Origin of the sequence: Mesorhizobium sp. M7A.T.Ca.US.000.02.2.1 (assembly GCF_003996995.1) — a bacterium.
GTDB lineage: Bacteria > Pseudomonadota > Alphaproteobacteria > Rhizobiales > Rhizobiaceae > Mesorhizobium.
The window spans coordinates 1-11541 of record NZ_RZTT01000188.1; the positions used below are offsets into that span (position 1 = coordinate 1).

General features: G+C 62.7%; 9 protein-coding genes and 3 pseudogenes. 8 read left to right on the top strand and 4 right to left on the bottom strand.

What is annotated here, in order from left to right; translation table 11 throughout:
* The 4 genes and pseudogenes from EOD15_RS18415 to EOD15_RS18430 all read left to right on the top strand — a co-directional run.
* A pseudogene (locus EOD15_RS18415) lies at positions 1-770 on the top strand (cation:dicarboxylase symporter family transporter); the annotation flags it as partial.
* A 237-nt stretch (positions 771-1007) separates the two neighbouring features.
* Complete coding sequence (locus tag EOD15_RS36815) at positions 1008-1292, top strand: thioredoxin domain-containing protein (RefSeq protein ID WP_245463706.1); 285 nt, start codon at positions 1008-1010, stop codon at positions 1290-1292.
* A gap of 732 nt (positions 1293-2024) precedes the next feature.
* A complete protein-coding gene (locus tag EOD15_RS18425; RefSeq protein WP_127319925.1) occupies positions 2025-3026 on the top strand; it encodes a zincin-like metallopeptidase domain-containing protein in 1002 nt (333 codons plus the stop codon).
* A gap of 185 nt (positions 3027-3211) precedes the next feature.
* Positions 3212-4580 (top strand): IS1182 family transposase gene (locus tag EOD15_RS18430; RefSeq protein ID WP_127382146.1). Its coding sequence is split into 2 segments (ribosomal slippage): positions 3212-4132 and positions 4134-4580, totalling 1368 coding nucleotides; the frame shifts between segments, so codons are not numbered across the junction.
* A gap of 156 nt (positions 4581-4736) precedes the next feature.
* Here the strand turns inward: EOD15_RS18430 and groL are convergent.
* The 3 genes and pseudogenes from groL to EOD15_RS18445 form a co-directional block, all read right to left on the bottom strand.
* Complete coding sequence (gene groL / locus EOD15_RS18435; RefSeq protein ID WP_127408716.1) at positions 4737-6392, bottom strand: chaperonin GroEL; 1656 nt, start codon at positions 6390-6392, stop codon at positions 4737-4739.
* A gap of 65 nt (positions 6393-6457) precedes the next feature.
* A pseudogene (groES, locus tag EOD15_RS18440) lies at positions 6458-6751 on the bottom strand (co-chaperone GroES); the annotation flags it as partial.
* Between the two features lie 63 nt (positions 6752-6814).
* Complete coding sequence (locus EOD15_RS18445) at positions 6815-7162, bottom strand: hypothetical protein (RefSeq protein ID WP_063169239.1); 348 nt, start codon at positions 7160-7162, stop codon at positions 6815-6817.
* 992 nt (positions 7163-8154) lie between these two features.
* Here EOD15_RS18445 and EOD15_RS18450 point away from each other — a divergent pair.
* From EOD15_RS18450 to EOD15_RS18465, 4 genes are all read left to right on the top strand, one after another.
* Positions 8155-8478 carry a DUF736 domain-containing protein gene (locus EOD15_RS18450; protein ID WP_127318499.1) on the top strand — a complete coding sequence of 108 codons (324 nt, stop codon included), beginning with the start codon at positions 8155-8157 and terminating at the stop codon, positions 8476-8478.
* A 179-nt stretch (positions 8479-8657) separates the two neighbouring features.
* Positions 8658-8927 carry a helix-turn-helix domain-containing protein gene (locus tag EOD15_RS18455; RefSeq protein ID WP_127318497.1) on the top strand — a complete coding sequence of 90 codons (270 nt, stop codon included), beginning with the start codon at positions 8658-8660 and terminating at the stop codon, positions 8925-8927.
* Positions 8924-9472, top strand: coding sequence for a S26 family signal peptidase (locus tag EOD15_RS18460; RefSeq protein WP_127318495.1), 549 nt, complete (start codon positions 8924-8926; stop codon positions 9470-9472). The genes EOD15_RS18455 and EOD15_RS18460 overlap by 4 nt, the downstream gene beginning before the upstream one ends.
* Positions 9460-10140 (top strand): transglycosylase SLT domain-containing protein, encoded by a 681-nt coding sequence (locus EOD15_RS18465; RefSeq protein ID WP_127318493.1) that lies wholly within the window; start codon positions 9460-9462, stop codon positions 10138-10140. The genes EOD15_RS18460 and EOD15_RS18465 overlap by 13 nt, the downstream gene beginning before the upstream one ends.
* 118 nt (positions 10141-10258) lie before the next feature.
* Here the strand turns inward: EOD15_RS18465 and EOD15_RS18470 are convergent.
* Positions 10259-11541, bottom strand: a pseudogene (locus EOD15_RS18470) (IS66 family transposase); the annotation flags it as partial.

Below are 11541 nucleotides of genomic sequence, written 5' to 3' on the forward strand. Positions count from 1 at the left end.
GTTAAGGGCTATGTGGCCACGGCTCACGAGCAGTCCGTGACCAGCTTCCTGATGAACATCATCCCGTCAACGATTGCCAGTGCCTTCGCGGAAGGCGACATCCTGCAAGTCTTGTTCCTCTCGGTCCTGTTCCTCTCGGTCCTGTTCGGCGCGGTCTGCCGCTACAACGGCCGCTCGCTCTTCTCTCTCGTCCGATACATCAAGGACGAGCTGCTGCTCGCAATGTCCTCCTCAGAGGCCGCGCTGGCCTCGCTCATGGAGAAGATGGAAAAGGCCGGCGCCACGCATTCGGTCGTGGGTCTCATTCCATTCAATCTGGACGGCACGAATATGATGCTCGCCGCCCTTTTCATCGCCCAAGCGACGAAAACTGATCTCCCGATCGGCTGCCGGATCCTCATGCTGTTTGTCGCATTGTTCCCTTCGAACGGAACAACCCGCATTACCGGTGCAGGCCTCGTCACAATGGCTGCAACGCTCTTTCTTGTTCCGGCCGCACCGGTCACCTCCGTGGGGCTTATTCTTGGCGTTGATCAGCTTATGTCCGAATGCCACGCGCTGACGGTTTTTCTCCGCAGCGTAGCGGCAACGCTGGCTGTCACCCGGTCCGGGGCGAGCGGGATAAACGACGATTCGGGGAGCGCCTCACTAGCGGACCGTTCAGCGCTCTGGCGGTGGACGGTCAAGTCGCCCGGCGTGGTGAACACAATTCCCCGTGCGAACGACGCTCAGCTATTGGGGTGGACCCGATGGCGCAAAGCCGTATTTGAGAAACCGCCAGATCGCACCGGCACTTTTGCGCCTGTAGCAACTGCGGGGCACGATTCAAAACTGACCCATTTTACACCAAAAAGGCGGGCCGTTGCTGCCACGCCGTCCATGGATTGGAGACTCATGTCTAAGCCGACTGCCATCACTGTCGCAGCTCTTCTTTTACTCCTCGCCTTGCTGGCGAGCCAATATAGCGCGAACCTGCACCGGCAGGCGTGGTCGACCGACAGGCAAAAGTGGAGCGGCGCATTCGACAACTATCTCCTTCGCCAATCGCCGGCAACCCGCAAGGCGATGCCGTTCTGGTCATATTCAATGACTACCACAACTGTCCGCATTGCAGACTGGCTGATATCAACTACCAAAAAGCCTTCAAGCATGAACCCAATCTGAAGCTTGTGATCAAACAGTTCCCGGTCCTGGGACCGGATTCCCAATTCCCAGCCTTCGCCGCACTCGCCTCGAGAAAACAGGGAAAGTTCGACGAATTCCACCGCGCCCTTATGATTTCCCCCAGTTGAAGGGTCACTCTCAAGATCGCAGCGCGTGTAGGCCTTGACGTTGAGCAGCTCAAGCGGGAATGCAAGATCCGGCCATCGCAGATGAAATGCACGCGTCCGCGCACTCGCGAAAGGTCTGCACTTAGACGGTACGCCCGCGTTGGTGGTCGGCGATATAGTGGCCGCCGGACCTTGTGGACATGGCCAGCTTGCAACGCTTGCATCGCCGATGCGCGCTCAAAGCGTGCTGGCTCTCGTGCGGGGCAGCATCTGTAGATCGGCCACGCTGTTGTTGCCGGAGCGTGCCGTTTGTGGCAGCTGGCTTGCTGTCGCTCCTCGTAATCTTGTTGCGGTCATCCAGCTGCCGTGGGCGCCAACAACAATCCTGAGCGCCCGCGCCTGAAGTCGCTGGCCGGGTGCTCGTGAACCGAGCCCGCTTTTCTTCGGCAAGCTCAGGCGGTCTTGGCCCTGCGGCATCGCCCCCTGGCGCGGGGCAGCCTTCGGCTGCTGACGGTCGCCGGCCTGTCGGCCGGCGTCTTTCTATTGTGGCCTTCCCCCTGGCGCAGGGTGGGCAGCACTCCCTTCTAGGCCCGCCGCGGCGTCCCGCAACCCTTCGCTTGTCGCTTTCGGGTCCTCCACTCCGTTCCGGTCCTGCTGATGCAGTCTGCCTCCGACGGCGGGCCTTTCCGGTCGCTTTTGCCGCCCACCCCGCTTCCGGGGAGGGCGCGCGATTGTAGAGCGGAGGACATCACGATGCGTGCAAACAACAAACGTTGCGGCAGCCGACAGGCTGGCGCAGACAGTGGCGGGCGCACCGGCGCCAGCCTTTATCAGGAAATCACCGACCGCATCATTGCCGAACTGGAGCGCGGCACCGTGCCATGGGTCAAGCCGTGGGGCAGGGCAAGGACAGGCCTCGGCCTGCCGCGGAATGCGGCCACCCAGCGCCGATATTCCGGCATCAATATCCTGATCCTGTGGGGCGCGGTCATCGAGCGTGGTTTCCCCAGCCAGAACTGGCTCACCTTCCGGCAGGCGCTTTCGCTTGGCGGCAATGTCAGAAAGGGCGAGCACGGCACCACCATCGTTCACGCTGACCGCTTTGTTCCCAAGAACGAAAAGCAACGCGCCGACACCGATGGCGACGAACCGCAGGCGGTGCCCTTCCTGAAGCGCTTCACCGTCTTCAATGTCGCGCAGTGCGATAATCTGCCCGAACATCTTTACGACGCCGGCGAGCCTCTGCCTGAGCGCGAGATTGTCCCGCAGGCCGAGGCGCTCATTCATGCAACCGGCGCTGATTTTCGCATCGGCGGCGAGCGCGCCTTCTACATGCCCGGCAGCGACACCATACAGGTGCCGCCGCAGCCGGCTTTCTTCCACCAGATCGACTATTACCGGACCTGCTTTCACGAGCTTGGCCACTGGACCGGCCACCCGAGGCGACTCGCGCGCGACCTGTCCGGCTCCTTCGGGTCCAACACCTATGCGCGCGAGGAACTCGTCGCCGAAATCGCATCAGCCTTCATCTGCAGCAGTCTCGGCATCGAGCCGACCGTGCGCCATGCCGACTACATCGGCTCATGGCTGACGGTTTTGCGCGAGGACAACCGCGCCATCTTCCGCGCCGCAAGCCATGCCTCGAAAGCCGCCGATTTCCTGCTTGGCCGCAATGTCGATGTCGAAGGTGAGGCACATGCCGAAACCGCCTATGGGACCGCGCAATCCTCACACGCGACCGCCTTGCGCCTCTGATGACGCAAAGCCGCGCGCAACCAACTCGACAGTTCTTTTGAGGTTGCCCTAACACCGATGGCCGGCGTTGGCGTGGATCGTTCATCGGACCGAGGTTCGCAAAAAAAGAGGGCGGCATTGATGCCGCCCTCTCAGACTGCTGACAAACCCCTGGCATTTGCTGGGGGTTTTTGATTCACTGGGTCATGTTGAAGCGACCCGCCCCTGAACAGACCGCGCTCGAGATGGTGACGCTGGATCAGTTGGTTCCTGCCGATCACCTTTTGCGCAAGATCGACCGTGTGATCGATTTCACCTTCATCCACGATCTGACCGCGCCGCTGTATTGCCCCGACAATGGCCGCCCGCCGCTCGACCCGACCTTGATGTTCAAGGCGCTGTTCATCGGCTACCTGTTTGGCGTTCGCTCGGAGCGGCAGCTGGTGCGCGAGATCGAGGTCAATGTCGCCTATCGTTGGTTCCTGCGACTGAAGCTGACGGACAAGGTGTTCGACGCCTCGACGTTGAGCCAGAACCGGCGGCGGCGTTACGACGACACCAGCGTGTCGCAGGCGATCTTCGACCGCATTGTTGAGCAGGCGATCCGGGCGGGCTTGGTCGACGGCACGGTGCTGTACACCGACTCCACCCATCTGAAGGCCAACGCCAACAAGGGCAAATACGATCTTGCCATGATCGCCAAGTCGCGGGCCGACTATTGGGCCGACCTCGATCGTGCGATCGACACCGAACGGGCGCTGCATGGCCAGAAGCCGCTGAAGCAGAAGGAGCGGCGGCCTGCGGTTAAGGAGACCAAGGTCTCGCGCACCGACCCCGACAGCGGCTACATGGTACGCGAGGGCAAGCCGAAGGGCTTTTTCTATCTCGACCATCGCACGGTGGATGCGGCGCACGCCATCATCACCGACACGCACACGACGGCGATCGTCCACGATTCGACCGTCTACCTGTCGAGGCTCGATCGGCAGGTGCAGCGCTTCGGCTTTGATGTCGGCGCCGTCGGGCTGGACGCCGGCTATGCCACGGCAGGCATCGCCAAAGGACTGGAGGATCGGGCAATCCGCGGTGTCACCGGTTATCGTCGCCCCAGACCGCCCAAGCCCGGCCATGATGGGTCCGTCCTCCTTCACCCATGAGCCGGCGGCTGATGGCTATCGCTGCCTACAGGGCCAGATGCTGGCCTACGCCACCACCGACCGCAATGGCTACCGCCACTACAAGAGTGACCCGGCTATCTGCCGCGACTGCCCGCTGCTTGCCTCCTGCACCAGCAATGCCAAGGCCCAACGCACCATCATCCGCCATGCCTGGGCCGATGCGAAGGAGCGCACCGACGCCAACCGGCTGACCGCATGGGGCAAGGCTATCTACCGCCGCCGCAAGGAGACCGTCGAGCGCTCCTTCGCCGACGCCAAGCAACTGCATGGTCACCGCTATGCGCGGTTCCGAAGTCTCACCAAGGTCGCCTGCCAGTGCCTGATCGCCGCCGCCGCCCAGAACATCAAAAAGATCGCCCTTTGCCTGTGCCCGAAACCCAAGCCGGCCCGCGCATGAGGCTCAATGCCTCTTGTCAAAATCTCCTGACACAAACAGTCCAAGACACTTCAATCACATAACAAAAAACCCCGCCGAAAATCGACGGGGTTTGTCAGCAGTCTGAGAGGGCGGCATTGATGCCGCCCTCTCGTTGCGAAAGCTGCCAGAGCTGGATTAGAAATCCATGCCGCCCATGCCGCCCATGCCGCCGCCGCCCATGCCGCCAGGCATGCCGCCGCCAGCCGACTCCTTCTTCGGAGCCTCCGCGATCATGGCTTCGGTGGTGACCAGCAGGCCGGCGACCGAGGCCGCGTCCTGCAGAGCCGTGCGCACAACCTTGACCGGATCGACGATACCCAGGGCGATCATGTCGCCATATTCGCCGGTCTGGGCGTTGTAGCCGAAGGTCGCGCCCTTGTTCTCAAGGATCTTGCCGGCAACGATCGATGCTTCCGCACCGGCGTTGGCCGCGATCTGGCGGGCCGGAGCCTGCAGCGCACGACGCACGATGTTGATGCCGGCGGCCTGGTCGGCGTTGACGCCGGTGGCCTTGATGTTGGCCGAAGCGCGCAGCAGCGCGACGCCGCCGCCTGCAACGATGCCTTCTTCGACGGCCGCGCGGGTCGCGTTGAGGGCGTCATCGACGCGGTCCTTCTTTTCCTTGACTTCGACTTCCGTCGCACCGCCGACGCGGATCACCGCAACGCCGCCCGCCAGCTTCGCGAGACGTTCCTGCAGCTTCTCCTTGTCGTAGTCCGAGGTGGTCTCTTCGATCTGCTGCTTGATCTGGGCGACGCGGCCCTGGATCTCGGCCTTCTTGCCGGCGCCGTCGACGATGGTGGTGTTCTCCTTGGAGATCGACACCTTCTTGGCGCGGCCGAGCATGTTGAGGCCGACGTTCTCGAGCTTGATGCCGAGGTCTTCCGAGATGACCTGGCCACCGGTGAGGATGGCGATGTCTTCCAGCATGGCCTTGCGGCGATCACCGAAGCCCGGCGCCTTGACGGCGGCGATCTTCAGGCCGCCACGTAGCTTGTTGACGACCAGCGTGGCCAGAGCCTCGCCTTCGACGTCTTCCGAGATGATGAGCAGCGGCTTCGAGGTCTGCACGACGGCTTCGAGAACCGGCAGCATGGCCTGGAGGTTGGACAGCTTCTTCTCGTGCAGGAGGATGTAGACGTCCTCGAGCTCGGCAACCATCTTGTCGGCGTTGGTGACGAAGTAGGGCGAGAGATAGCCGCGGTCGAACTGCATGCCTTCGACGACTTCGAGTTCGGTCTCGGCGGTCTTGGCTTCCTCAACCGTGATGACGCCTTCGTTGCCGACCTTCTGCATCGCTTCCGCGATCATCTTGCCGACCGACTCGTCGCCATTGGCCGAGATCGTGCCGACCTGGGCGACTTCCTCGGAGGTCTTGATCTTCTTGGCAGCCTTGCCGAGCGCGCCGACGACTTCGGTCACGGCCAGATCGATGCCGCGCTTCAGGTCCATCGGGTTCATGCCGGCGGCAACCGCCTTGTGGCCTTCCTGGACGATCGACTGTGCCAGAACGGTTGCGGTCGTGGTGCCGTCGCCAGCGATGTCGTTGGTCTTCGAAGCAACTTCGCGGACCATCTGCGCGCCCATGTTCTCGAACTTGTCCTCAAGCTCAATTTCCTTGGCGACGGTGACGCCGTCCTTGGTGATGCGCGGGGCGCCGAACGACTTGTCGATGACCACGTTGCGGCCCTTGGGGCCGAGCGTGACCTTCACCGCGTCGGCGAGAATGTTGACGCCGCGCAGCATGCGCTCGCGGGCATCGCGGGAGAATTTTACGTCTTTGGCAGCCATTTTTAGCTCCTGGCAGGGGCTTCAATCGAGCCCGGGAATTCAGTTGACGAAAGGGCCTGATATGAGCCGATGATGCCCATGATGTCGGATTCCTTCATGATCAGAAGGTCTTCGCCATTGAGCTTGACTTCGGTGCCCGACCACTTGCCGAACAGGATGCGGTCGCCGGCCTTGACGTCCAGTGGGACGAGCTTGCCAGCTTCGTCGCGGGCGCCGGAGCCGACGGCGATGATCTCGCCTTCCTGCGGCTTTTCCTTTGCCGTATCCGGGATGATGATCCCGCCAGCGGTCTTGGATTCGGATTCGACCCGGCGAACGACCACGCGGTCATGCAGCGGGCGGAACTTCGACTTTGCCATTTTCGGATTTTTCCCTGGTGCGGATGTTGAGGGGTTTTTGTTAGCACTCGCGATGGACGAGTGCTAACGCGATAGTGAGGTAGGCTGTAAGCGGGCACTCGTCAAGACGGACGAGGGCAGGCGAGGAGCTCTGGCCCCCTCCCCGGTGGAACCCAACGCATACGCGGCATCCGCGTTGATGGCTGCGAGCCCCACATTTCCATTGAATTCGGCGTCATGACGCCAACTTGCTCGCGCCGCTTCCAAGTCGTCAGTCGTGCTGCCGTCAGCACGAACATAGGGCTGCGCTTCACTTCCCGTCGAAGCCGCGGCAAGCAGCGTCGCCGTCAGCACGCTCCTTTGCAGATGCTTGCCAAAGGTGGACAGTGAGCGCACCTGCGCCGGGCTGTTGGTGCGAACGTAAGACGTCATTGACAACTCCTTTTTGCAAGTCGAGCCCTTCTCCAGAAGAAGTCCGCATCGCGTTGAAGACGAGCTGCGAAAAAGAGAAAGATGGGTTTGATAGCTGCGGCCCCAACGGTCCCTTCAGATTTGAGATCACTTCCGCCGCGAGTGGCTGAAGCTCCTCGCAACGTCACAATCGAATCTGCTGCCAAGCCTCCAGGAAAGGAGAGCATTGCTCATCTCGCGCTTGTGCATGCAGTCAACCTTCGATCCGTGTTGCCACATCTCAAGAGCAAATGCGGTGCCAAAGCTCACTGGGAAGTGAACGCATGGCTCTCCCTGAAAACCTCACAAATCCAGCATGGTCAATTGTGCGGAACCCGACATGCGTCTTCTGCCACTGTCAGCTTTCGGACAGGCATGACGCGTTTCGCGCCGACCACCGGTCGATCGGTTTTGGGGCCGGTCTGTTCGCCTCATAAGAGCGCGTCACATTGCGTAGCGGTTTCCCGAGCGCCGCCACATGACACTGGACCTGCAGGTAGCACCGGCTTCTCATCCAGCCTTACTTTGGCCCCTTCGCGTATCAAATTCCCGCTGGCGAGCCCTGCTTTCATAGATCGCACCATGCCGGATGTCTGCTCTGGCGCCCGACCCGCTGGCCCGATCTCGATCCGGCATAAGGGCGCAGCATCTTTGCAGGCCGTTTCATCCCGGCGTCCTGCTTGGCTGACAGACCGCACTTGGCGAGCGGTCTCCATGCTCTCTCCAAGGACCATCCCTGCGGCTGGCTTGTCGACCTATGGGCGGGTCCGGCCGCCCGAAACCCTCGCGCCATCAGCTTTTTTCCCCGCCGCCTGCGGCGGCTTCCTCGCGCCGCTTCGCTCACAAAAAAGCTGCCCGCTCGGGTCCTTCACTGTCGCTGCGGCCCTGTCGGATTCAGGCGGCCCTGACGCGCCCATTACGGTGCGCCATCGCAGGGGATGGTCCCCGGCGAAACCACAAAAGGAGACTTCGAAATGACCGCGATCGGTTACGTCAACAAGCAGGAAAACGGCGCCTACAAGGGCCAGCTCAAGACGCTCAGCGTCCGCGCCGACATCGATATCGCCCCCAACCAGGCCAAGAGCGCCGATAACCATCCCGACTTCCGGGTGCTGACGCAAGGGGTCGAAGTTGGCGCCGGCTGGATCCGCACCGGCGAGACTTCTGGCAAGGATTATGTGAGCCTGTCGATTGCAGCGCCGGAGTTCGGACCGCGCAAGCTCTACGCCAATCTTGGCCGCGCCGCCGGCCAGGACGATGACGACACCTACGCCATCATCTGGAACCCGGCCGACTGATCGGCCGACATAGAGCCTCGCGCCGCAGCCCGGCGCGGGGCTCATTCCCAGGAGTTCCACCCAAACCCCGTCCGCCCTAAAGGGCGGCGAAAACTCTCCCCCGACTCTTCGCCCGTCCCCGAGACGATCTCCCTCGCCCATCCTCGCCCTCGCTTGTCCGAAGCGAAACGAGGATCATCATGGAAGACGAAAACGAACGCGCGGCCCGCGCGAAAAAGGGCAGCCCGTTTCTCAGCACAGCCCAAGCCGCCTTCTATATCGGGCTCTCCCAGCGCACGCTCGAAAAGATGCGGCTCAAGGGCGGCGGCCCGAAATTCCGCAAGCACGGCCGATATGTCCGCTATCACATAGATGAACTCGACCATTGGTCGAAAGGACACCCGCAGCACTCCACTGCCGGCGATGGCGAGGCCGGTTCCGGCCAGGGCGGCAAGGGAGGCCGTTCATGAGCCGGCGCCCTTCCATCCATCTGATCGGCAGCCGCCTGCGGCGTGTTCGAGCCCGTAAGACGGTCGCCTTGGCCGCGGCCGGTCTCGGTCTTTTGGGCTTCACGGCGCTGGCAAAACCCACCCCTTGGCTGGTCTGGAACGCCTCGGCCAGCGCGCCGATCGGCCTTTACCGCATCGCTGCGGGAGCGCTGGCGCGTGGCGATCTCGTGCTCGTGCGCCCGCCTGAATACGCGGCGTATCTCGCCGCCGAGCGCAGCTATCTGCCTCGCAATGTGCCGCTGGCAAAACGTCTTGCAGCGCTGCCGGACGATAATGTCTGCGCCTTCAATGACGCCATCATCATCGGCGGCGACATCGTCGCGCGCCGGCTCAAAATCGATGCCGAAGGCCGACCTTTGCCATGGTGGAACGGCTGCCGAGCGCTCGGCGACAACGAGGTTTTCCTGCTCGGCAGCGACAAAAACCGCTCCTTCGACAGCCGCTATTTCGGGCCTGTTCCCACTCAAAATGTCATCGGGAGGCTCGTACCACTATGGACCGAGTGACCCTCCTCTTGTTGGGCATGATCGCCATTGCGCCATGCGCCTGTTCCGCCTCGACCGGCGCTGAGACGGTCGCCATTTCCCAAAGTCCGCAGCTGCGAAAGTGGCAGACGTTGGTATCGGAAGCAAGCCGGCGCTTCCATATTCCCCAAGCCTGGATCTATGCCGTCATGGCTGCCGAAAGCGGCGGCAAGACGATGCGCGACGGCCGCCCCATCACCTCCCCCGCTGGCGCCATGGGCCTCATGCAGGTGATGCCCGGCACCTATGAGGAGATGCGGGTCGAACACGGCCTTGGGCCTAACCCGCACGATCCGCGCGACAATATCCTGGCCGGCACGGCCTATCTCAGCGCCATGTATGACCGCTTCGGATTTCCTGGCCTGTTTGGCGCCTACAATGCCGGTCCCGAGCGCTACGACGAGCATTTGAAGCGTGGCAAACCGCTGCCAGAAGAGACCGTTGAGTACCTCGACCAACTCAAGGCGGCCGGAGTTTCGGCGGCCGACATCGAGACGTTCGAAAGCAAACCTGTCGCTCCAAAGGCGCAAATCGCTCCTCTCGGACGGTCGCTGTTCTTCATCCATGACGGTGTTCACGCCGGCGTAAACGGCGATCTCTTCGTGCCGCTCGGCAAGGACGGCGCGCAGCCGAGGGAGCCGGTGCGTTAGCCATGGGCGGACGGGGCGCGTCTGGCGGGGCTGGTAAGCGTCCGGTTCTTGCACGTCGCTCAGCTCTTGACAGGATTTGCCGCTTTCCAGTTCCACGGCAGCAATTCGTCGAGGCGGTTGATGGGGGTCCGTCAACCATGCGCGAGAGCACATCATGAAGATAGGCGTAGGGTTCGACGCCATTGAGCTTGCAGGTTTCGACCAGCGAGCACAGCACCGCCCATCGATGACCGCCGCCGTCGCTACCCGCGAAGAGGTGGTTCTTGCGGCCAAGACTGACCGGCCGGATCGCGCGCTCGACCGGATTGGTGTCGAGCTCGGTGCGACCGTCGTGCAGGAAGCGCGTCAGCCCCTCCCAGCGCGACAGCGCGTAACGGATCGCTTCGGCGAGCGTGCTGCGCCCTGGCAAGAGCGGAAGCTGCGCTTCGAGCCAGACCCGCATGGCATCGACGATTGGTTTCGAACGGATGCGCCGAGATGCCAACCGATGCGGGGGCGACTGACCGCGAACGTCGGCTTCGACGGCATAGAGTTGGCCGATCCGGCGCAAGGCCTCCACCGCGATCGGTCCGTTGGTCGCCTGAGCCACGTCATAGAATTTGCGCCGGGTATGCGCCCAACAGGCAGCAAGAACGATGTCTCCCTTGCCGGTGAGTTGCTCGAAACCGGCATAGCCATCGACATGCAGCACGCCCTTGAAGTGCTCGAGATGCGAGGCCGGGCGTTCTGCCTTGCGGTCCGGCGCAAACATATAGATCGCCGCCGGCGGCTCCGGTCCAGCCCAGGCGCGTTGCTCGCGGGCGTAGACCCACAGCCGCCCCGTCTTGGTGCGCCCACGACCGGGATCGAGCACCGGCACCGGCGTATCGTCGGCAAAGAGATGGTTGGAAGCGAACACGCTCTTGGCGAGGCGTTCGTGCAGGGCTTCGAGCCACCAGCAGGCGCCGCCAACCCATCCAGCGAGCGTCGAGCGCGGAAGATCGACACCATTGCGGGCGAAGATCTGCGACTGCCGATAGAGCGGCGTATGATCGCAGTACTTGCTCACCAGCACCTGCGCGAGCAGCGCTGGCGTGGCCAGGCCGCCGCCGATCAGCCGCTCCGGTGCCGGCGCTTGCACCACCGTCTCGCAGGTCCGGCAAGCATATTTCGGACGCGTGGTGCGGATCACGCGAAGCTGCGCTGGCACCCAATCCAGCATCTCACTCACGTTTTTGCCAATGGCATGCAGGGTGCCGCCGCAACACGTGCAGACTGTGCCGCCGACATCAAGCAGGACGTCCTCGCGCGGCAGATGATCAGGCAGCGATCTGCGATGGGACGACCGCTCCGCCGACGGTTTGACTTCGAACGGACGGCTCTCCTGGATGCGAGCAACATCGGCGTCGAGGTCTTCCAGCG